The following is a 20,599-nucleotide window of genomic DNA, read 5'->3' on the forward strand; positions in this document are numbered from 1 at the left end:
TAATCTTGAGCGATGTCTTCGTCGTCACGGACGGCATCAGGAATTACGGCGCCACCGCTGCGCAGGCCGCCGAACAGATCAGCGGCGCCGCCGCACTCGATCTCGGCGCGAATCTCGCGGCACTCGCGCCCGTGTTCGGTCCCATCGGCGCCGACTTCCTTGCGTCCTTCGCCGCCGCACAGGCAAATCACGCCAGGTCGGTCGCCGAACTCGCGTCTCACTACGCGCAGACCGCGATCGCGGCCCATGCCACCGCCGATTCCTACGACTCCGTCGACGGCGCCAACGGCGCTGCGCTCGATGCGGCCGGTGACGGAATCGGAGGCCTCGCATGACGTCTCCCGAAACCACCGGAAGTCCTGTGGAGCGCGGATCGATCCTCGACCTGATCCAGGGAACGCCCGTCGGCGACGCCCTCGCCACGCCACTGCCGAGCACTCCGCTCGAGGCCCTGCAGAACTCTCCGCTCGGTCCGTTCCTCGATGCGCCGCTCGGTGACCTGCCGCCACTACCGGCCCTTCCGCCGCTGCCGCCGAACCCGGTGGAGGCGCTGCTGCAGGGGCACGGGCTGCCCGGACTGCCGGGGGTGGACCAGTTGTTCAAGCCGCTCACCGATCTCGCCGGCAGTTTCGGCACCGGCACGTTCGGCTCGTTCGATCCGACGTCGCTGCTCGACATGTCCTCGGGCATGATCGACCAGGCGATGTCGATGAGCCTGTCGGGGCTGAAGGTGCTCGACCAGATCTGGCAGAGCCAGGCAGCGCAGGCGGCGCAGGCGCAGGGCCTGCAGGCTCAGTCGAGCGGCACGGAACTGAGCGAACGCGGCACGGAGATCTCGGCTACCACGCAGACCGCCGCCGCGTCCGTGGCGCGGGGCAACGCGAACCTCATGACGATTTCGGAGTCGTTCGCGGCCACTGCGGTCGCCGCCGCGCCGATGGTGATGACGCCGCCCGGGCAGGCGATGCTTCTCGCGTCCGCGGCCGAGCACCTGAAGGCGGCCATCGGGGTCGTGACGCAGACGCGCACCGAACTCAACGAGCAGACCCTCACGATGAACGGTCTGGCCGCGCCGGTCCCGGTACCGCCGCCCCCGGCGCCCGGAGCTGTGGTGGGGGCCGCACCGACGTCACCGTTCGCCATCGCGTCCACCGTGATCGAGGGCGTGGGCGCACCGATGATCTCCACCGTCACCGACAGCGTCGGCGACCTCGTGTCGGCGAGCACCCAGGCGGCGAGCGTCTCCTCGTCCGACCTGCCCGCCGACGCCCTGTCGGCGAAATCCGCCGTCACCCCGGCGCACGGGGCAGCGGGCGGCGTTCCCGGTGCAGTGGGTATGGCCGGCGGCGCGGGGATCGGCATGTACGGCGGCGGAAGCGTATCCGCGGGTAGTGGTTCCGTGCCCCGTGGAACGGTCACGGGACCGGTTGCGCCGCCGGCGCCGCCGGGGACCACTCCGACACCCGGCGCCACTCCGGCCACCGCCTCGTCACCCCTCGCACCCGGCGGAGCCATGGGCGGGATGGGCGCGATGGGCGGCGCCGGGATGGCGGGCGCCGGGCGCGGGGGCGACGAACAGCTGAGCGGCCGGTCCTCACCGAGCTACCTCGTCAACGCCGGAGAGAACAACGCGTTCGTCGGCGACCTTCCGATGGTCGCGCCCGCCGTGATCGGCGGCGAGGACCTCGACGACGCTGCGTTCGGCGACCCGAGCTGATCGCTCAGTCGAGTAGCGCTGCCACCTCGTGATCGGTGAGGGTGGTGGTGGGCACGCGGCCTTCCGAACGCACCAGTTCCACGGCCCGGAACAGGGGGCGTTCGGGAAGGGCCGCGCCGCGCGCTTCCGCACGGAGCTGCTCGATGAGCACCGACGCGATCGCGGCTGCCGGAACCAACTCGCTCGTCGTCAGCGCGTCGGCCAGCCTGCGGAGCCCGAGGATCTCGAGTTCACGACCCCCGTCGGTCGTGTACAGGGCGAGCGGAATCGCCAGGCTCCCGTCGGGATCCGTGATCCGGACGCTCACCTCGCTCACCCGAGCCGAACGGACCACCAGCTCCGCCGCGACCGCCCTCGTGACGTCGACGTGCCGGCTGCGCAGTCCCCCCGTCGACCGGATTCGCCCGGTCTGCAATGTGACGCGACGCCGCAACGTGAGGAGAGCGGACGCGGCGGTGGGGACCGCGATCACGGCCCCCACCGTCACCCCGACCCACACGGGCCCGAAGAACCCGACGATGACGCCGACCACCACACCGATCAGCACGGCGATCGCCGCGACCCGCTTGAGCCGCGGTGCGATCAACTCGATCGGAACGAGGTCGAGTGACACCGGCGCGGTGTCGTCACGCGCCAAGGATGGCTCCGACGCGTGCGACGACATCCGCCGAGGAGACCGATTCCTGATCTCCGGTGGCGAGATTCTTGATTCCCACCGTCCCGTCGGCGATGTCGCGGTCGCCGAGCACGAGCGCCAGCGCGGCGCCGGATCGATCGGCGGCCTTCATCGCGCCCTTCACCCCGCGGTTGCCGTAGGCGAGATCGACTCGAATCCCCTGGGCGCGCAGCTGCTGAGCGATCACCACCAGCTTCGCCTTCGCCTCCTCGCCCAACGGAACACCGAAGACCTCACAGCGGGCGGTCGAGCCCGCGGTCTTGCCCTCGGCAGCGAGCGCCAGGACGGTCCGGTCGACGCCCAGCCCGAAACCGATGCCGGACAACGGCTGCCCGCCGAGCTGCGCCATCAGACCGTCGTACCGTCCGCCGCCACCGATACCCGACTGCGCGCCGAGACCGTCATGGACGAATTCGAACGTCGTCTTCGTGTAGTAGTCGAGGCCGCGGACCATCCGCGGGTTCACCACGTACGGCACACCCAGCGCGTCGAGGTGTGCGAGCACCTCGTCGAAGTGCGCCTTCGCCGTGTCCGAGAGGTGATCGAGCATGAGCGGTGCGTCCGCCGTCATCTCGCGCACCTCCTTGCGCTTGTCGTCGAGAACACGCAGCGGGTTGATCTCCGCCCGGCGACGCGTCTCCTCGTCGAGAGGAAGGGCGAACAGGAACTCCTGCAACCGCTCCCGGTACTGCGGCCGGCACGTGTCGTCACCGAGGGACGTGATCTCCAACCGGAACCCGTCGAGACCCAGGCCGCGGAACCCGGCGTCGGCGACGGCGATGACCTCGGCATCGAGGGCGGGGTCGTCGACGCCGATGGCCTCGACCCCGACCTGCTGCAGCTGGCGGTAACGACCGGCCTGCGGACGTTCGTAGCGGAAGAACGGTCCGGCGTAGCTCAGCTTCACCGGCAACTGGCCGCGGTCCAGGCCGTGTTCGATGACAGCGCGCATGACGCCCGCCGTGCCCTCGGGCCGCAGGGTCACCGAACGGTCACCGCGGTCGGCGAACGTGTACATCTCCTTGCTGACGACGTCGGTGGACTCGCCGACGCCGCGGGCGAACAGCCCGGTGTCCTCGAAGATGGGAAGTTCGATGTGGCCGTATCCGGCCAGTCGCGCAGCGCGCGTGAGTCCGTCACGGACCGCGACGAACTCGGACGACTGCGGCGGGACGTAATCGGGGACGCCCTTGGGGGCGGAGAAGGTGCTGGCTTTGCTCACTGTCGTTACTTTTCCTTATTTCGATCCCGAGAGTCCAACGAGAAACGGGTTCGACCCACGTTCGGCACCGACGGTGCTCGACCCGCCGTGCCCGGGGAGGACCGCCGTGTCGTCGGCGAGGATCAGAAGCTTGTCGGCAATGGACCGCAGCAACTGTTCGTGGTTGCCGCCGGGCAGGTCGCTGCGACCGATCGACCCCTGGAACAGGGTGTCACCGGTGAGGGCGATCTCGACGGGACCGTTCTCGGTGTCGACCCGGGTCCGGAAGACCACGGACCCCTGCGTGTGCCCCGGGGTGTGGTCGACGGCGAACGACATCCCGGCCTGCTCGATCACGTCGCCGTCGGCCAGCGCGATCACCTCGCCGGGCTCGACGAACGTCATGCCCTCGATGAACGGCTTCATCGTCGGGCCGATGCCGCGGCCGGGGTCCGACAGCATGTACCGGTCCTCGGGATGGATGTACGCGGGGATCCCGAACTTTTCGCAGACGTCGTAGGCGTTCCAGACGTGGTCGAGGTGACCGTGCGTCAGGAGCACCGCGGTCGGCGTGAGATTCGACTGGTCCAGGAATTCGAACAGCGGTTCGGCGGCGTCCTGTCCTGGGTCGACGACGACGCATTCCTGGGCATCGTCCTGCGCGAGGATGTAGCAGTTGGTCTGGAACATCCCGGCCGGGAATCCTGTGACGAGCACCTGTGAGGCTCCTGTTCGAGTGGACATTGCAGTCGCTACAGCCTAAGCCGCCGCCCCGCCAGGATGTTCTCAGGTTCGGATGGCAGACTCTGGAGGTCGTGTGCCGGGGGTAGTGCGCACCGACCAACTGCTATATCGACCGACTGCCAGACAGACCGATACGGGAGGACCACCGCAGTGCCGAGCAACGAGCAGCGCCGGGAAGCAGCCAAACGAAAGCTCGAGCGTCAGCTCGAACGCCGCGCCGACAGAGCACGCAAGCGTAAACAGCTGACGATCGCCGGTTCGGTGCTCGGTGTCGTGCTCGTGGTGGCGGCGGGCGCCGTCGTCTTCGCCCTCACCAGCGGCGACGACGACACGACGGAAGCGTCGGCGGCCGAGTCGGTGTCGGCGTCGCCGCAGTCGCCCGGCGTGATGCCCGCGGGCCGGTCCGAACCGCTGCCCGAGAAGGTGTCGTGCACGTACACCCCCGGCACTCAGCCACCCGCGAAGCAGGTGAACCCACCGCGCACCGACGACATCGACACCACCCTCCAGGAAGTCAGCGTCAGCATGCAGACGACGCAGGGCAACATCGGCCTGATCCTGGACAACGCCGACTCCCCATGCACCGTCAATAACTTCCTGAGCCTGGCAAGCCAGAACTACTTCGACAACACGCCGTGCCACCGGCTCGTCACGTCCGAGGGACTGAAGGTCCTGCAGTGCGGTGATCCCACGGGCGCAGGCACCGGCGGCCCCGGTTACGGGTTCGCCAACGAATTCCCCACCGACCAGTACGAGGCATCGGATCCGTCCTTGCAGGTGCCGGTGACGTACCCGCGCGGCACCATCGCGATGGCCAACAGCGGTCAGCCCGACAGCAACGGCAGCCAGTTCTTCCTCGTCTACGCCGACTCGCAGCTGCCCCCGCAGTACACCGCGTTCGGGAAGGTCGACGAGACGGGTCTGGCGACCATCGAGAAGGTGGCGGCGGCCGGTGACGACGGATCGATGCAGGCCGGCGGCGGCAAGCCCAAGCTGCCCATCGACATCACGTCCGTCCGGATGGACTAGGTCTCGTGTGAGGATGGACCGATGAAACGCACCTCGATCCTCGTCGCAGGCGTGAGCCTCGCGGTCCTCCTCGCCGGCTGTTCGGATTCGTCCGACTCCGGCGGCTCGTCGACCAGCACCTCGAAGGCGGCGTCCACGAGCGCGGCGGAACAGTCGCTCGATCTGTCCAAGTTCGGCACGCTGCCTGCTGTCCCGCCGCCCGCGGCTGCCACCGTGGACTGCGCGTACCCGGAAGGGCAGCCCGCCGCCAAGGACGTCACCCCGCCGCCCACCACCGGTGTCTCCACCGAGGGCACGGTTCCCGTCGATCTCCAGACGAGCGCCGGACCGATCGGCCTCGTCCTCGACCGCGCCGAGGCCCCGTGCACGGTCAACAGCTTCACGAGCCTGGCCCAGCAGGGCTACTTCGACGACACACCCTGCCACCGGCTGACGACGGAGCTGGGACTGCAGGTCCTGCAGTGCGGCGACCCCAGTGGGAAGGGCACCGGCGGACCGGGCTACGGCTTCGCCACCGAGTACCCGGAGACCGCGTTCGCGCCGAACGATCCGGCACTCGCGAATCCGGTGGTCTACCCGCGCGGCACCGTCGCGATGGCGAACAGCGGGACCCCCGGCAGTAACGGCAGCCAGTTCTTCCTCGTCTACGCCGACTCGGTGCTCCCGCCGAACTACACCGTGTTCGGTTCGATCTCCGAGGAGGGCCTCGCGACGGTCGAGAAGATCGCGGCGGACGGCGACGACGGATCCATGGCCGCGGGCGGCGGCAAGCCCAACACCCCGGTACAGATCGAGACCGCGAAGGTCGGCTGAACCCTCTCCCCCGGCTACACGAACGGGACGGTGGTTCGATCTGATCGAACCACCGTCCCGTTCGTCGTTGCTACGCGGCGGACGTCACCCGGTACACGTCGTACACGCCCTCGACGTTGCGGACCACGTTCAGCACGTGCCCGAGATGCTTCGGGTCGCCCATCTCGAACGTGAACTTGCTGATCGCCACCCGGTCGCCGGACGTCGTCACCGACGCCGACAGGATGTTGACCTTCTCGTCCGCGAGTGCCTTCGTCACGTCCGACAGCAGCCGGTGCCGATCGAGTGCCTCGATCTGGATGGCCACCAGGAACACCGACGACGGCGACGGCGCCCACTTGACCTCGATGATGCGCTCGGACTGCTCCTGCAGGGAGCCCGCGTTGGTGCAGTCGGTGCGGTGGACGCTGACCGCGCCGCCCCGGGTCACGAAGCCCATGATCTCGTCGCCGGGAACGGGTGTGCAGCACTTGGCCAGCTTCGCGACCGTGCCCTCCGCACCGGGAACCAGCACACCCGCGTCGCCGGTGCTCCGCGGCCGCATCGGCATCGTGGACGGAGTCGACCGCTCGGCCAGCTCCTCCTCGACGTCGCCGACACCACCCAGATGGGCCACCAGACGCTGGACGACGTGCTGCGCCGACACGTGGCTCTCACCGACGGCCGTGTACAGCATCGACACGTCGGTGTAGTGCAGTTCGTGCGCGATGGACGCCATCGATTCGGCGTTCATCAGACGCTGCAGCGGCAGACCGACCCGCCGCACCTCCTTCGCGATGGCGTCCTTGCCCGCCTCGAGCGCCTCCTCACGGCGCTCCTTGGCGAACCATTGCCGGATCTTCGTCTTGGCGCGCGGGGAGACGACGAACGTCTGCCAGTCGCGGCTCGGGCCGGCGTTGACGGCCTTGGAGGTGAAGACCTCCACCACCTCGCCGTTCTCGAGCTTGCGTTCGAGCGCCACCAGCCTGCCGTTGACCCGGGCGCCGATACACCGGTGCCCGACCTCCGTGTGCACCGCGTACGCGAAGTCGACGGGCGTCGACCCGGCGGGCAGCGTCACCACGTCGCCCTTGGGTGTGAAGACGAAGATCTCCTTGACCGCGAGGTCGTAGCGGAGCGACTCGAGGAACTCCCCCGGGTCGGCCGCCTCACGCTGCCAGTCGAGGAGCTGACGCATCCAGGCCATATCGTCGACCTCGGCGACGTCACCGGAGTGCCTGCCCTTGGTCTCCTTGTACCGCCAGTGCGCGGCGATACCGAACTCGGCGGTCCGGTGCATGTCGTGGGTGCGGATCTGCACCTCGAGGGGTTTGCCCTCCGGCCCGACCACCGTGGTGTGCAGCGACTGGTAGACGCCGTAGCGCGGCTGCGCGATGTAGTCCTTGAACCTGCCCGCCATCGGCTGCCACAGCGAGTGGACGACACCGACGGCCGCGTAGCAGTCGCGGACCTCGTCGCACAGGATCCGCACGCCGACCAGGTCGTGGATGTCGTCGAAGTCGCGGCCCTTGACGATCATCTTCTGGTAGATCGACCAGTAGTGCTTCGGCCTGCCCTCGACGACGGCGTTGATGCGCGACGCCGTCAGTGTCGCGTTGATCTCCGCACGGACCTTCGCGAGGTAGGTGTCGCGGGACGGCGCCCGGTCGGCGACGAGCCGCACGATCTCGTCGTACTTCTTGGGATGCAGGATCGCGAAGGACAGGTCCTCGAGTTCCCACTTCACGGTCGCCATGCCCAGCCGGTGGGCCAGGGGCGCGATCACCTCGAGGGTTTCGCGGGCCTTGCGGGCCTGCTTCTCGGGCGGCAGGAACCGCATGGTCCGCATGTTGTGGAGCCGGTCGGCCACCTTGATCACCAGGACGCGGGGATCGCGGGCCATCGCGATGATCATCTTGCGGATGGTCTCGCCCTCGGCGGCGTTGCCGAGCACCACCTTGTCGAGTTTGGTGACGCCGTCGACGAGATGGGCGACCTCCTCGCCGAACTCGTCGGTCAGCTGCTCGAGGGAGTACCCGGTGTCTTCGACGGTGTCGTGGAGCAGGGCCGCCACGAGCGTGGTCGTGTCCATCCCCAGTTCGGCGAGGATGCTGGCGACGGCGAGCGGATGCGTGATGTACGGGTCGCCCGATTTGCGGCGCTGGCTCGCGTGCCGCTCCTCCGCGACGTCGTAGGCGCGCTGCAGCAGCGCCAGGTCCGCCTTGGGATAGAGCTCGCGATGCAGGCTGACGAGGGGTTCGAGAACCGGCCGGATGGTCGTGTTCCGCTGACCCGTGATGCGCCGGGCGAGTCGCGCTCGTACCCGGCGCGATGCGGACGCCGGAACGGCGAATCCCTGTGCTCCACGGTTGTTACCGGAAGCCGGGTTCGCTGCAGGTGACTCGGCATCGGATTGCGCAGACGAGGTTGATCCCGTGTTCTGCGACCGATCAAGATTCGAAGTCATGCCGTCACCTCCTACCACTGAAATGGCTCGGGCCGTGCGGCCCTGGTTGGACTCGGGCATGCGCCCCGGTGGCCGTGACGACCACCAGGCACAACTTTAGTACTCAGACCGTGACGAGGGACGTGAGCGGGTACTTTCCGAGTCGCTCCCGGCCGCCCAGCGCGGCGATCTCCAGGACCACGGCGACACCGATCACCCGGGCACCTGCGGATTCCACCAGTCGCGCCGTGGCGTCGAGGGTTCCGCCGGTGGCCAGGACGTCGTCGACGACGAGCACGGAACGCCCGTCCAGGCCGATCGATCCGGCCGGAATCTCCAGCGTCGCCGTGCCGTATTCGAGGGTGTACGACTGCGACAGCACGGGCGGCGGCAGTTTGCCCGACTTCCGCACGGCCACCACCCCGGATCCCAGTTCCCGGGCGACGCCGCCGCCGAAGAGGAACCCTCGTGCGTCGACTGCGGCGATGACGTCCGCTTCCGGCGCGCAGGCGGCGAGCGCGTCGACGACGACACGGAAACCGTCCGCGTCGGAGAAGACCGGCGTCAGATCGGCGAACCGCACCCCGGGTTGCGGAAAGTCGTCGGCCCACCGGGTGAGCCGGGTGACGGCGTCACGGGCCGGAGAATGGTCGATCACCTGCGCAGAACCCACCTGTCCATGTTCCATCCGGCGCCCGAGCGCGTCGGATTGATTGCTCCCGCCTGCAGCCCTGTTGCGAACGCGACGGTCCGCGGCTGGTCGAACAGCGGCACCGTGGGCACGTCCGACCACAGGATGTTCTCCGCCTCCGTCGACAACGACAGCTGGGTGGCGGTCGAGCTGTCGACCGCGAGTTGATCGACGATCTGATCGACACGGCCGTTGCTGTAGTCCCCGAAGTTCGATCGGACTCCGCTGCGGAGGGCGTACATCGCGGTCGTTGCCGCCGCTGTGCCCGCGGCTCCGGGGGCCGCGGCCGTGCCCGCGAGGACCACGTCCACCTGCCCGTCGCGCAGCATGGACGGCGTGAACTCGGGCGAGGCGACGTCCTGCACGGTGATGCCGGCCGGGGCACATGCCGCCGCCACGGCCGACACGATCTCGGCGCGGCGCGGGTTCGGACCGAGGTATCCGACACGGACGGTCGCCGACGTGTTGCCGGTGTCGGCCAGTGCGTCCGTCGCCGCTGCCGTGTCCGCCGTCTCGTACCGTCCACCGACGGCGCCGGCCACCGACTGGTGAACGAGGCTGTCGGGGGCGGTGACTCGCGTGTCGACCGGGCCTCCGGTTGCGGCTCCGGCCTCGTCCGACTCCGTGGCGATCCCGAACTTCGACGCGAGCTCCTCCCGGGGAAGGCACGCCGCGAATGCCCGCCGTCCGGCTGCGTCCTCGAACAAGCCCGAGGTGGACAGGACGAACTGCTCGACGCTGCGCGAGGGCACCTCCGTCACGTCGAACCCGCCGAGGTCCAGATCGGGCGCCGATCCCGCGGCGACGTCGACGACCTCGACCGAGCCGTCACCGATCCGCGCGCTCACGTCGGAAGACTTGGGCCACACCACGATCCGGGACGTGGCCGGGCGGTTCCCCCACCAGCGGTCGTTGGCCACCAGCACGAGACCCTCGTCCTCGGAGAACGATTCGACCTTGTACGGGCCGGACGCGGGGAACAGGGCGAGGTCGAGGTCGCCGGGTGCCATCGTCCATCCGTTGTTCCAGAAGTCTGCGACGCGGGTCAGCGCCCCCTGGTCCGAACTCTGCACGGCGGCCACGATGTCGGGCACACCGGCAGCGCCGGCGACCGTGTGCGCCGGCATCATCGACGTCGCGCCGAACAGCGACTTCCAGTCGGTGAAGTTGCGTCCCGCCTTGAACGTGACGACGGCATCCTTCGCGCCGGTCTGGCAGTCGATCCGGTCGATGTCCGAGTAGCCGGCGGTGCTCGCCGCCTCGAACATCGGGAAGCGGCCACTGTTCGCCGCCCACGTCAGCACCAGATCGTCGCAGGACATCGGTACGCCGTCGGAGTAGACGGAGTTGGGATTGAGTTTGTACTGGATCGTGAGGGCGTCCCCGGGCATCGCGTTGGCGGTGCCGATGTCCGTGTCGGCCACCGGTCCGCCTTCCGGTCCCGTGTAGTTGAACCCGGGCAGCACCCGCGCGAACGCCTGACGCGCCCCCGACACCGCACCCGCGACGCTGTTGGCGTTGTAGGTGGTGACGGTGTTGTCGATGGCGTACCCGATCGACGGGATCTGCTCCCCCTCCTCGGAACATCCGACGAGCGATCCGGCGAGGAGCACGGTCGCGAGGAGGCCGGCACCCGACACGGCCGCCGTACGGCCGTGTCGGGTGGGCGCACCGCGCCGGGTGCTGTGCGATGCGGGCATGTCAGTGCCTCTTCTTGTTGCGCTTCCCGGTGGGACGTGAGCCCGGAGTGGGTGCGGTCGCCGCCGACCGGCGGCGCTGGACGGCGACGTCAGCCGTGGACGCTGCGACCTCGGCGGCCGGGGTACCGGCCTTCTGCGCCCCGCCCTGCGCCAGCGTCGCCCGGCGAGCGAGGACCTTGCGCGTGTGCGCGGCCACCGGACCCCACCGCTCCTTCAGCGTGACCAGCAGCGGTGTCGCGAAGAAGATCGACGAGTAGGCACCGACGATGATGCCCACGAGCTGCACCAGCGCCAGGTCCTTCAGCGTTCCGACACCGAGCATCCAGACCGCGACCACCATCAGCGCGAGCACCGGCAACACGCTGATCAGGGTGGTGTTGATGGATCGCATCAGCGTCTGGTTGATCGCCAGGTTCGCCTGCTCGGCGTAGGTGCGACGGGTGAGGTGGAGAATCCCCCGCGTGTTCTCCTCGACCTTGTCGAACACCACCACCGAGTCGTAGAGCGAGAAACCGAGGATCGTCAGCAGGCCGATGACGGTCGCCGGGGTCACCTCGAAGCCGACCAGCGAATACACACCGGCAGTGACGGCGATGTCGAAGAACAGCGCGACGATCGCGGCGATCGCCATGTCCCGCTCGAACCGGACGGCGATGTACACGCTCACGATCACCAGGAACACAAGCAGCGCGATCAGCGCCTTCTGGGTGATCTGCCCGCCCCACGTCTCGCTGACGTCGGCGACGCTGATCACGTTCTTGCTGACGTTGCCGTCACTGTCCTTCGGCTGGAACGTGTCGTACAACGCGTCCTGAAGAGTCACCACCTGCGCCGCGTCGAGTGCCTCGGAGCGGATCTGCACGGTCGCGCTCGACCCCGAGCCCACCGTCTGCACCGAGACGGGGTCCATGCCCAGCGCCTGGGAGTAGACGTCCTCCACCTGCGAGGTCTCCACCCCGGCGCCGGCGGGGAACTGGATCCGCGATCCACCCTCGAAGTCGATACCGAGGGTGAACCCGCGGACGAGGATGCTCAGCAACGAGATCAGCACGATCGTGCCGGTCAGGATGTAGTAGAAGCGGCGACGCCCGACCACCTCGAAGGCGCCGGTTCCGGTGTAGAGCCGCGACAGCAGGCTGTGCTGGGGCATCGACGACTGGTTGACGCCCGAATCGGACAGCGAAGACTCGGGGTCCGTCTGCGACGCAGACTGGGACGTGGTCGATTCGCTCATACTCGTGACTCCTTCGCCGACGCTGCGGCAGCCTTGCGTTCCTTGGCGATCTGCTGCACGGCACCCAGCCCGTTGACACCGGGCTTCGACCAGAACGGCGACTTCGAGGCCAGGTGGACCAGCGGCCACGTCACCAGGAACACCACGACGACATCGAGGATGGTGGTCAGGCCGAGGGTGAACGCGAAGCCGCGCACCTGGCCGACCGCGAGGACGTACAGCACCGCGGCGGCGATGAAGCTGACCGCGTTACCGGACAGGATGGTGCGGCGCGCACGGGCCCAGCCGCGCGGAACCGCGGACCGGAAACTGCGGCCCTCCCGCATCTCGTCCTTGATTCTCTCGAAGAACACCACGAACGAGTCGGCGGTCATACCGATACCGATGATCAGACCGGCGATGCCCGCGAGATCGAGGGTGAAATTGATGTACCGGCCGAGCAGCACCATGATCGCGTAGACCATCACACCGGACAGCACCAGCGACAGCGCCGTGAGCACCCCGAGCATGCGGTAGTAGAGCAGGCAGTAGAGCAGCACCAGGACCAGACCCACCAGACCGGCGATGAGACCGGCCTCCAGCGAGGCGAGACCCAGCGTCGCGGACACGGTCTCCGCCTCCGACGCCGCGAACGAGAGCGGCAGTGAGCCGTACTTCAGGGTGTTCGCGAGTTCTTTCGCGCTTTCCGCGGTGAACGAGCCGGTGATCGACGTCGAGCTGCCCGCGGGTGTCGCGCCCTGGACGACCGGTGCGCTCACCACCTTGGAGTCGAGCGTGAACGCGGCCTGCTTGCCGATGTTCTGCGACGTGAACGTGGCCCACGTGTTGCTGCCCTCGGACTTGAACGTCAGGCTCACCTCGTGCCGCGACTGCTGGGAGTTGTAGCCGGATGTCGCGTCGGCGATCTCCTGCCCGTCGATGATCGCCGGCTCCAGCAGGTACACGGCCTGACCGTCGGTCGAGCACGCGACGAGTGGGAGCGCCGGGTCGTCGTTGCCGCGCAGCGGATCGGGCACACTGCAGTCGAGCGTCGCCATGGCCTGCTGCTGCACGGCCGGGTCGGTGCTCTGACGCGTGGCGCGCGCTGCCGCGATCTCGTCGGCCGCCTCGGCGGTCTCGGTGCCGGACGCGTCGGCGGGCGCCGGTTCCGCCGTCGGAGCCGGCTCGGGAGAGGTGGACGGATCCTGAGCCGGGAACGGCCGGTTCTGGGGCGCGGGACTCTCGGCTCCAGCGGGAGTCTGCGCCGGCGTCTCACCCGCGGCGGGTGCCTGCGTGCCGGGAGCGGCCGCGGCCTGGGACGTCTGCACGGGGCGGACGTACAACCGCGCCGTCTGGCCGAGCGAACGCGCCTGTGCGCTGTCGTCGCCGGGGACGGTGATGACGAGGTTGTCGCCGTCGATGACAACCTCGGAGCCGGACACACCGAGTCCGTTCACACGGGTCTCGATGATCTCCTGGGCCTGCCGCAGGCTGTCCGGTGTCGGCTTGCTGCCGTCCGGGGTGCGTGCGGTGAGGGTGACTCGGGTCCCACCTTGCAGGTCGATGCCCAGCTTGGGTGTCGCGGACTTGTCGCCGGTGAAGAACACCAGGGCATACAGAACCGCCACGAGCACCGCGAAAACGGTGAGGTAGCGGACGGGATGCACCGATCCTGTGGAAGGTGCCACGATCTCTATGTCTCCTCAGTACGTGCAGTTCGGGTGGGAACGTTCACAGCGCACCGGGCCGGCAGACGCAGGGCTGTGCCCCGGTTGCCACGCCCGGCGTCTGCGACGCGACGGCTGCGCGGGTACGCCGCGGAAGCGTCGATCAATCCTTGTTCAGCCGCGGCGGGGTGTCGCCGCCGTTCTCACGATCCTCGCGCACGATGTCGGTGGCGGGGGCCTCGGCGTCGATCGACTCGTGGTCGATGGAAACGTCACCCTGCAGCGGGGCGTCGACGATCTGCTCACGGACGACGAGACGCGACCACGTGGTGACCACGCCGGGAGCGATCTCGAGATCGATCGTCTCGTCGCCGAGTGCGACGACGGTTCCGTGCAGACCGGCAGTCGTGAGGATGCGGTCGCCGACCGAGAGCGAGTCCTGCAGAGCGGTCACCTTGGCCGCCTCCTTCTTCTGTCGGCGGATCCCCAGGAACATGGGGACGAGCAGCGCCAGAATCAGGAGCGGGAAGAGAAAATCCATCTGTAAGTCAACCTCGAGGTATGTCGCACGGTCCGAAGCACTGGTCCCGGTTGGACCGATGCAATACACCAGTGTGCCATCACCGGCCCGGACACCGGTTCGGTCGGCACGAGGCGGGCGTTTCTCCGGGGGACGCTCAGGGGTCTTCCGGATCGAACAGGGAGGCCTGCGGCTCGTTGACGCGAACCTCGATTCCGCCGGTCACAGCGTCCGGCGGCGGGGTCAGGCCCAGTTGCGTCCACGCGGCGGCCGTGGCGACACGACCGCGAGGTGTCCGGGCGATCATTCCGGCACGGACGAGGAAAGGCTCACACACCTCCTCGACGGTGGCGGGCTCCTCACCCACCGCGACGGCCAGGGTGGACACCCCGACCGGGCCACCGCCGAAGCTGCGCACGAGAGCGCTGAGAACGGACCGGTCGAGGCGGTCGAGTCCCAGCTGGTCGACGTCGTAGACGGCGAGGGCCGCGTGGGCGATCTCGCGGGTGACGACGCCGTCCGCCCGGACCTCGGCGTAGTCGCGGACACGGCGGAGGAGGCGGTTCGCGATGCGGGGCGTGCCCCGGGACCTGCTCGCGATCTCGGCGCCGGCGTCCTCGCCGAGTTGCACTCCGAGAATGCCCGCCGATCGCATGAGGATCTGCTGTAGTTCCGCGGGTTCGTAGAAGTCCATGTGGGCGGTGAAGCCGAACCGGTCGCGCAGCGGCCCGGTGAGCGCCCCCGAGCGGGTGGTGGCCCCGACCAGGGTGAACGGCGCGACCTCGAGGGGAATGGACGTGGCGCCGGGACCCTTGCCGACCACGACGTCGACCCGGAAGTCCTCCATCGCGAGGTAGAGCATCTCTTCGGCAGGCCGGGCGATGCGGTGGATCTCGTCGATGAACAGCACGTCGCCCTCGACGAGATTGCTCAGCATGGCGGCCAGGTCGCCGGCACGTTCCAGCGCCGGACCCGACGTCAGTCTCAGCGAGGAGCCCAGTTCGGCGGCGATGATCATCGCCATGCTGGTCTTCCCCAGCCCGGGCGGGCCCGAGAGCAGGATGTGGTCGGGGGTGCCGCCGCGCATCTTGGCGCCGGTCAGGACGAGTTGCAACTGCTCGCGGACCCGCGGTTGCCCGATGAAGTCGTGGAGATTCTTCGGCCGCAGGCTGGCCTCGATGTCGCCGTCGCCGGCGACGAGATCGGCCGAGACCGGGGATTCCTCGTCGTAGTCGCCGCCGGGTTCGGGATTCATCTGGTCTTCCCGAGCAGCGACAGGGCGGAGCGCAGCGCGGACGAGGTGGTCGACTCGGGCGCCTCGGCGAGGACGGCGTCGGTGGCCTGCTCGGCCTGCTTGGCCGGGAATCCGAGCCCGACGAGGGCTTCGACGATCTGGTCGCGGACCGATCCGCCGCCGCCCGCACCGAGCGGCACCGCCCCGGCGGTGGACGCGACGGCGTCGACCTTGTCGCGCAGTTCGACGACCATCCGCTCCGCCCCGCGCTTGCCGATGCCCGGCACCCGTGTGAGGGCCGTGACGTTGCCCTCGGCCAGTGCCGCCCGCAACGCGTCGGGTTCGAGGACGGCGAGGGTCGCCATCGCCAGGCGCGGGCCGACACCCGACACCGTCTGGAGCAGCCCGAACAACTCCTTGGACTCCGAGTCGGGGAACCCGTACAGGGTCATCGAGTCCTCGCGGACGATCATCGCCGTGACCAGCCGGGCCTCGGTTCCCCGCTGCAGTCCGCCGAGAGTGGCCGGCGTCGCGTTCACGCGGTATCCCACTCCCGCGGATTCGATCACCGCATGGTCGAGGGCGATCTCGAGCACCTCGCCGCGGACGGACGCGATCATCGTGTACCTGCCTTCTTCACTTCGGCCAGTCGGGCCTGGTAGCGACGTTTCTGTTCGGCGGCCGCGGCTTCGGCGCGGGCCATGCGTTCGATCATCGGCGCCCGCCAGCAATGGCAGATCGCCAAGGCCAGCGCGTCCGCCGCGTCGGCCGGTTTGGGTGCGGCCGCTAGTTTGAGGATGCGCGTCACCATGGCCGTCACCTGAGCTTTGTCTGCCGAGCCACTCCCGGTGACGGCGGCCTTGACCTCACTGGGGGTATGGAAACACACGGGGATGCCGCGGCGCGCGGCGGCGAGGGCGACGACGCCACCCGCCTGCGCGGTGCCCATCGCGGTGCGCACATTGTGCTGGGAGAACACCCGCTCGATCGCCACGACCTCGGGCCTGTGCAGATCGATCCACGATTCGGCCGCCTCGGAGATCCGTAGCAGCCTGGACGACAGCTCGAGGTCTGCCGGGGTTCGGACCACGTCGACGGCGATCGGGGTGACGGTGCGGCCGCTGCCGCCGTCCACCACTCCGAATCCGCACCGGGTCAGACCGGGATCCACACCCAGCACACGCACGCAAAGCCACCTCTCCCACGCCGAACAGCTGTTCGATAGCTTAGCCGTGGGGTCGGACGAGTCGGCGCACCAACACGCAGGACGGCGCGGGGCGGGCGAGCACCGCTCCCCCACCCCGCGCCGTGCGTCGTGCGATCTAGTCGTCGAGCTCCGCGAGCACCTCGTCGGACAGGTCGACGTTGGTGTAGACGTTCTGGACGTCGTCGGACTCCTCGAGCGCGTCGACGAGCTTGAACACCTTGCGGGCTCCGTCGGCGTCGACCGGGACCTCGACGGACGCGCGGAAGTCGGCCTCGGCGGAGTCGTAGTCGATTCCCGCCTCCTGCAGTGCGCTGCGGACGGCGACGAGGTCGGTGGGCTCGCTCACGATCTCGAACGTGTCGCCGAGGTCGGTGACCTCTTCGGCACCCGCGTCGAGGACCGCCATCAGCACGTCGTCCTCGGACTGGTCACCCTTCTCCAGGGTGACGACGCCCTTGCGCGTGAACAGGTAGGACACGGAACCCGGGTCGGCCATGTTGCCGCCGTTGCGGGTCATCGCGGTACGTACCTCGCCGGCCGCGCGGTTGCGGTTGTCGGTCAGGCACTCGATGAGGACGGCGACACCGTTGGGTCCGTAGCCCTCGTACATGATGGTCTGCCAGTCGGCGCCGCCCGCTTCTTCACCGGCGCCGCGCTTGCGCGCGCGCTCGATGTTGTCGTTGGGCACCGACGTCTTCTTGGCCTTCTGGATGGCGTCGTACAGGGTGGGATTTCCCGCAGGATCGCCACCGCCGGTACGGGCCGCCACCTCGATGTTCTTGATCAGCTTCGCGAAGGCTTTGCCACGCTTGGCATCGATCACAGCCTTCTTGTGCTTGGTGGTGGCCCATTTGGAGTGGCCGCTCATGCGATTCAAGCCCCTTTCCTGCTGCCTTTGGCACGCCGAATGCGCGGTTTCAGCTTTGACGATGTTACCCGCAGCCCGGCCGCCCCTGTGCGTTCCCGGGGTAACAACTCGCATAAGTCGGCATTGTTTGCATAGAATGCAAACATGTTGATGCGGGTCGACCACAGCTCCACCACCCCACTGGGTGAACAGATCGCGGCCAATGTGCGCGGCGCGTTCCTGCGCGGCGAGATCGGCGCGGGCGACCGGCTGCCCTCTGCCCGGGCGCTGGCCGAGTCCATCGACGTCAACCTCCACACCGTGCTGCGCGCGTACGCCGCGCTGCGCGACGAGGGCCTGATCGACCTCCGCCGGGGCCGGGGCGCGGTCGTCCGCGCCGACACGGACCCGGTACGCACCGGATTGACCGAAGCCGCACGCGCTTTCGTGTCCGAGGCACGACGCCTCGGACTCGACACCGAACAGATGCTCGACGTGATCAAGGAGACCACCAGACAATGACAACCTCCCGCACGCGGCTCCTCGCCGCAACCTCGGCCGTGCCCCTCCTCGCGCTCGTGATCGCGAGACTCGCGTGGAGCGGCGAACTGCCGCCGGTGGTGGCCAGCCACTGGTCCGGCACCGAACCCGACCGATTCAGCGACACGACCACCTACTTCTGGATCGCTGCCGCCGTCTGCGCGGCCGCCGCCGTGACCGCCGGCGTCGTGGCGGCGCGGGTCCGCACCGACGTCGCGCTCTGGCTTCCCGCCACCGTTCTCATCGGGGGGACGGTGGCCACCGCCTGGATCGTCAGCGTCGCTGCCACGATCGACGCGGGCTCGCCCGAGGCCGCAACGCTGGGCTGGTGGATCGTGGTTCCCCTCCTGGGAATCCTGTGGGCGATCGCGACGTTCGCCCTGCTCCCCCGGACGTCGCATTCCACGGAGAACGCTGCAGCGCCGACGCTGCCCGTCCCGCTGGGTCCCGGCGAACGCGCAGCCTGGACCGGATTTGCCCACGGGCGGTGGGCGGGCGTGCTCGCTCTCGCCATGGCCGTGGCCGCCGTCGTCTCCGCGCTGGTGGGAGCGCTCTGGCTCGCCGTCCTGTTCCTCGTCCTGGCGGTCGCCGCCGGCGGCTTCGCGTCCGTGACCGTGCAGATCGACCGCACGGGACTCACCCTGTCGTCGTGGAACGTCCGCTGGCGGAGGATCCCGCTCGACTCCGTCGACGAGGCCCGGGTCACCGAGATCCGGCCCACGGAATGGGGCGGCTGGGGCTACCGCTTCACGCCGCGCGGGACCGCGGTCGTGATCCGCGCCGGCGACGGCATCGTGGTGACCCGCACCGGCGGCCGCCCGTTCGCGGTCACCGTGGACGGCGCCGCGCAGGGTGCGGCGCTCCTCAACTCGCTCGTCGCACCCCGTCCGGCGAGCTAGACCCCGCGGACGATGTCGACGAACAACTCGTGCACCCGCCGGTCGCCCGTCACCTCCGGGTGGAACGACGTGGCCACCACGGCGCCCTGCCGGACGGCCACGATCCGTCCGGCGGCCGCGCCACCCGACTCGGGCACGCGGGCAAGGACCTGCACGTCGTCGCCGACGCGCTCCACCCACGGAGCCCGGATGAACACGGCCCGGATCGGCTCGCCGACGATGCCCTCGAATTCGAGGTCGGACTCGAAGGAGTCGACCTGACGACCGAAGGCGTTGCGGCGCACCGTCATGTCGATCGCACCGAGGTGCTGCGCGTCGGGTCTCGTGTCGAGGATCTCGCTCGCGAGGAGAATCATCCCGGCGCAGGACCCGTAGGCGGGCAACCCGTCGCGCAGGCGCGCCTTCAGCGGCTCGAGCAGTTCGAAGATCTGCAGCAGCTTGCTCATCGTGGTCGACTCGCCGCCCGGGATGACGAGGCCGTCGATCTTGTCGAGCTCCTCCGGGCGCCGGATGCCGACGGCGTCGGCACCCGAATCGTTCAGTGCCGCAAGGTGTTCACGGACGTCGCCCTGCAGGGCGAGTACTCCGACGAGGGGACGGGTCATGCCATGTTTCCTGTCTCGATATCGCGCTTGTCCTGATCGCGCTGGATGCGGGTCAACCCCTCCTGGACGACGGCGGCGACCATCGTGCCGTTCCGGTCGAACATGCGGCCCTGGGTGAGGGCGCGGCCGAAGCCGGCGGAGGGCGAGGTCTGGTCGTAGAGCAGCCACTCGTCGGCGCGGAACGGGCGCATGAACCACATGGCGTGATCGAGCGACGCCGTCTGCGTGACCACTCCCGGGTGCGGGACCTTCGACGCACCGAGGAGCGTCATGTCACTGAGGTAGGCGAGCGTGCAGATGTGGAAGACCTGATCGTCCGGCAGCTTGCTGCGGTACCGCATCCACACCCGTTGCTGCGCGGCGATTCCGGGGGTCTTCCCGGTGGATCCGGGCGGAACGATGCGGACGTCCCATTCCTTCCACTCCCGGTAGAGGTCGGTGGCGGCGAACTCCTCGAGGGTCTGTGCGTCGACGAGTTCCTCCGGCGCGGGGACGGACGGCATCGTGTCCTGATGCTCGATGCCCTCGTCCTCGCTGTGGAACGACGCCGACATGGTGAAGATCGCCTTGCCGTCCTGGATTCCGGTGACGCGCCTCGTACAGAAGGATCTGCCGTCCCGGATCCGGTCGACCAGGTACACGGTGGGTTTCGCCGGATTTCCGGGGCGCAGGAAGTACCCGTGCAGGGAGTGGACCTTGAATGCCTCGTCGACGGTACGGACCGCGGACACCAGCGACTGACCCGCGACCTGCCCGCCGAACGTCCTCGTCAGAACAGACGGATGAACCGCGCCGCGGAAGATGTCCTTCTCCAGCGCTTCGAGTTCGAGAACGTCCTCGATGCTCGCCATGAGCCCTCCTTCTGTGCCCG

Annotated in this window: 21 protein-coding genes; 6 read left to right on the forward strand and 15 right to left on the reverse strand. The window is 68.9% G+C overall.

Features of this window, described 5'->3' with window-relative positions:
• The first annotated feature begins 5 nt into the window (after positions 1–5).
• Both WKC72_RS26080 and WKC72_RS26085 read left to right on the forward strand, forming a co-directional pair.
• Positions 6–335, forward strand: a complete 330-nt coding sequence (locus WKC72_RS26080; RefSeq protein ID WP_112300685.1) for a type VII secretion target — start codon at positions 6–8, stop codon at positions 333–335.
• Complete coding sequence (locus WKC72_RS26085; protein ID WP_370180218.1) at positions 332–1,717, forward strand: hypothetical protein; 1,386 nt, start codon at positions 332–334, stop codon at positions 1,715–1,717. The genes WKC72_RS26080 and WKC72_RS26085 overlap by 4 nt, the downstream gene beginning before the upstream one ends.
• A 4-nt stretch (positions 1,718–1,721) precedes the next feature.
• On the opposite strand, the gene WKC72_RS26090 is transcribed toward WKC72_RS26085, so the two are convergent.
• From WKC72_RS26090 to WKC72_RS26100, 3 genes are read right to left on the reverse strand one after another with little or no spacing between them, the layout of a single operon-like run.
• Positions 1,722–2,381 carry a hypothetical protein gene (locus WKC72_RS26090; RefSeq protein WP_052033580.1) on the reverse strand — a complete coding sequence of 220 codons (660 nt, stop codon included), beginning with the start codon at positions 2,379–2,381 and terminating at the stop codon, positions 1,722–1,724.
• Positions 2,344–3,615 (reverse strand): histidine--tRNA ligase, encoded by a 1,272-nt coding sequence (gene hisS / locus WKC72_RS26095; RefSeq protein WP_037239956.1) that lies wholly within the window; start codon positions 3,613–3,615, stop codon positions 2,344–2,346. The genes WKC72_RS26090 and hisS overlap by 38 nt, the downstream gene beginning before the upstream one ends.
• Before the next feature lie 15 nt (positions 3,616–3,630).
• Positions 3,631–4,311 carry an MBL fold metallo-hydrolase gene (locus tag WKC72_RS26100; RefSeq protein WP_174233832.1) on the reverse strand — a complete coding sequence of 227 codons (681 nt, stop codon included), beginning with the start codon at positions 4,309–4,311 and terminating at the stop codon, positions 3,631–3,633.
• Between the two features lie 177 nt (positions 4,312–4,488).
• On the opposite strand from WKC72_RS26100, the gene WKC72_RS26105 reads away from it, so the two are divergent.
• On the forward strand, positions 4,489–5,367 hold the full coding sequence (locus WKC72_RS26105; protein ID WP_370180222.1) for a peptidylprolyl isomerase: 879 nt from the start codon (positions 4,489–4,491) through the stop codon (positions 5,365–5,367).
• 21 nt (positions 5,368–5,388) lie between these two features.
• Complete coding sequence (locus WKC72_RS26110; protein WP_128638845.1) at positions 5,389–6,180, forward strand: peptidylprolyl isomerase; 792 nt, start codon at positions 5,389–5,391, stop codon at positions 6,178–6,180.
• Positions 6,181–6,250: 70 nt separating this feature from the next.
• Here the strand turns inward: WKC72_RS26110 and WKC72_RS26115 are convergent, their stop codons facing one another.
• The 10 genes from WKC72_RS26115 to WKC72_RS26160 form a co-directional block, all read right to left on the reverse strand.
• A complete protein-coding gene (locus WKC72_RS26115; RefSeq protein WP_005241006.1) occupies positions 6,251–8,626 on the reverse strand; it encodes a bifunctional (p)ppGpp synthetase/guanosine-3',5'-bis(diphosphate) 3'-pyrophosphohydrolase in 2,376 nt (791 codons plus the stop codon).
• A 103-nt stretch (positions 8,627–8,729) separates the two neighbouring features.
• Positions 8,730–9,263: an adenine phosphoribosyltransferase gene (locus WKC72_RS26120; RefSeq protein WP_370184527.1), complete on the reverse strand. Its 534-nt coding sequence runs from the start codon at positions 9,261–9,263 to the stop codon at positions 8,730–8,732.
• Entirely contained in the window at positions 9,260–10,996 is a 1,737-nt protein-coding gene (locus WKC72_RS26125) for an ABC transporter substrate-binding protein (protein ID WP_370180226.1), read from the reverse strand. The genes WKC72_RS26120 and WKC72_RS26125 overlap by 4 nt, the downstream gene beginning before the upstream one ends.
• Position 10,997: 1 nt before the next feature.
• Complete coding sequence (secF, locus tag WKC72_RS26130) at positions 10,998–12,230, reverse strand: protein translocase subunit SecF (protein ID WP_370180228.1); 1,233 nt, start codon at positions 12,228–12,230, stop codon at positions 10,998–11,000.
• The gene (gene secD / locus WKC72_RS26135; RefSeq protein WP_128638848.1) at positions 12,227–13,897 is read right to left on the reverse strand and encodes a protein translocase subunit SecD; all 1,671 of its coding nucleotides are present in this window, start codon (positions 13,895–13,897) and stop codon (positions 12,227–12,229) included. The genes secF and secD overlap by 4 nt, the downstream gene beginning before the upstream one ends.
• A 142-nt stretch (positions 13,898–14,039) precedes the next feature.
• Positions 14,040–14,417 (reverse strand): preprotein translocase subunit YajC, encoded by a 378-nt coding sequence (yajC, locus tag WKC72_RS26140; RefSeq protein WP_037239929.1) that lies wholly within the window; start codon positions 14,415–14,417, stop codon positions 14,040–14,042.
• A gap of 136 nt (positions 14,418–14,553) precedes the next feature.
• Positions 14,554–15,651 carry a Holliday junction branch migration DNA helicase RuvB gene (gene ruvB, locus WKC72_RS26145; protein WP_037239926.1) on the reverse strand — a complete coding sequence of 366 codons (1,098 nt, stop codon included), beginning with the start codon at positions 15,649–15,651 and terminating at the stop codon, positions 14,554–14,556.
• Positions 15,648–16,250 carry a Holliday junction branch migration protein RuvA gene (gene ruvA, locus WKC72_RS26150; protein ID WP_037239923.1) on the reverse strand — a complete coding sequence of 201 codons (603 nt, stop codon included), beginning with the start codon at positions 16,248–16,250 and terminating at the stop codon, positions 15,648–15,650. Before ruvA ends, ruvB begins: the two co-directional genes overlap by 4 nt.
• On the reverse strand, positions 16,247–16,816 hold the full coding sequence (gene ruvC, locus WKC72_RS26155; RefSeq protein WP_037239920.1) for a crossover junction endodeoxyribonuclease RuvC: 570 nt from the start codon (positions 16,814–16,816) through the stop codon (positions 16,247–16,249). The genes ruvA and ruvC overlap by 4 nt, the downstream gene beginning before the upstream one ends.
• A 136-nt stretch (positions 16,817–16,952) precedes the next feature.
• The gene (locus WKC72_RS26160) at positions 16,953–17,705 is read right to left on the reverse strand and encodes a YebC/PmpR family DNA-binding transcriptional regulator (RefSeq protein WP_011598635.1); all 753 of its coding nucleotides are present in this window, start codon (positions 17,703–17,705) and stop codon (positions 16,953–16,955) included.
• 144 nt (positions 17,706–17,849) lie between these two features.
• On the opposite strand from WKC72_RS26160, the gene WKC72_RS26165 reads away from it, so the two are divergent.
• Positions 17,850–18,206 (forward strand): GntR family transcriptional regulator, encoded by a 357-nt coding sequence (locus tag WKC72_RS26165; RefSeq protein WP_037239917.1) that lies wholly within the window; start codon positions 17,850–17,852, stop codon positions 18,204–18,206.
• On the forward strand, positions 18,203–19,123 hold the full coding sequence (locus WKC72_RS26170; RefSeq protein WP_370180235.1) for a hypothetical protein: 921 nt from the start codon (positions 18,203–18,205) through the stop codon (positions 19,121–19,123). The genes WKC72_RS26165 and WKC72_RS26170 overlap by 4 nt, the downstream gene beginning before the upstream one ends.
• On the opposite strand, the gene pdxT is transcribed toward WKC72_RS26170, so the two are convergent.
• On the reverse strand, positions 19,120–19,728 hold the full coding sequence (pdxT, locus tag WKC72_RS26175; protein ID WP_037239913.1) for a pyridoxal 5'-phosphate synthase glutaminase subunit PdxT: 609 nt from the start codon (positions 19,726–19,728) through the stop codon (positions 19,120–19,122). The two genes, WKC72_RS26170 and pdxT, sit on opposite strands and share 4 nt — an antisense overlap.
• Positions 19,725–20,579, reverse strand: a complete 855-nt coding sequence (locus WKC72_RS26180) for an acyl-CoA thioesterase II (protein WP_037239911.1) — start codon at positions 20,577–20,579, stop codon at positions 19,725–19,727. The genes pdxT and WKC72_RS26180 overlap by 4 nt, the downstream gene beginning before the upstream one ends.
• Positions 20,580–20,599: the final 20 nt, after the last annotated feature.

This window comes from Rhodococcus wratislaviensis, from assembly GCF_041228765.1.
In the GTDB taxonomy this organism is placed as follows: Bacteria; Actinomycetota; Actinomycetes; order Mycobacteriales; family Mycobacteriaceae; genus Rhodococcus_F; species Rhodococcus_F wratislaviensis.

Bases quoted from the DNA above. Each gene is read 5' to 3' on its own strand.
- WKC72_RS26085 (WP_370180218.1), top strand. From the start codon at position 332: ATGACGTCTCCCGAAACCACCGGAAGTCCTGTGGAGCGCGGATCGATC.
- WKC72_RS26090 (WP_052033580.1), bottom strand. From the start codon at position 2,381: ATGTCGTCGCACGCGTCGGAGCCATCCTTGGCGCGTGACGACACCGCG.
- WKC72_RS26110 (WP_128638845.1), top strand. From the start codon at position 5,389: ATGAAACGCACCTCGATCCTCGTCGCAGGCGTGAGCCTCGCGGTCCTC.
- WKC72_RS26115 (WP_005241006.1), bottom strand. From the start codon at position 8,626: ATGACTTCGAATCTTGATCGGTCGCAGAACACGGGATCAACCTCGTCT.
- WKC72_RS26125 (WP_370180226.1), bottom strand. From the start codon at position 10,996: ATGCCCGCATCGCACAGCACCCGGCGCGGTGCGCCCACCCGACACGGC.
- secF (WP_370180228.1), bottom strand. From the start codon at position 12,230: ATGAGCGAATCGACCACGTCCCAGTCTGCGTCGCAGACGGACCCCGAG.
- yajC (WP_037239929.1), bottom strand. From the start codon at position 14,417: ATGGATTTTCTCTTCCCGCTCCTGATTCTGGCGCTGCTCGTCCCCATG.
- ruvB (WP_037239926.1), bottom strand. From the start codon at position 15,651: ATGAATCCCGAACCCGGCGGCGACTACGACGAGGAATCCCCGGTCTCG.
- ruvA (WP_037239923.1), bottom strand. From the start codon at position 16,250: ATGATCGCGTCCGTCCGCGGCGAGGTGCTCGAGATCGCCCTCGACCAT.
- WKC72_RS26160 (WP_011598635.1), bottom strand. From the start codon at position 17,705: ATGAGCGGCCACTCCAAATGGGCCACCACCAAGCACAAGAAGGCTGTG.
- WKC72_RS26165 (WP_037239917.1), top strand. From the start codon at position 17,850: ATGTTGATGCGGGTCGACCACAGCTCCACCACCCCACTGGGTGAACAG.
- WKC72_RS26170 (WP_370180235.1), top strand. From the start codon at position 18,203: ATGACAACCTCCCGCACGCGGCTCCTCGCCGCAACCTCGGCCGTGCCC.
- pdxT (WP_037239913.1), bottom strand. From the start codon at position 19,728: ATGACCCGTCCCCTCGTCGGAGTACTCGCCCTGCAGGGCGACGTCCGT.
- WKC72_RS26180 (WP_037239911.1), bottom strand. From the start codon at position 20,579: ATGGCGAGCATCGAGGACGTTCTCGAACTCGAAGCGCTGGAGAAGGAC.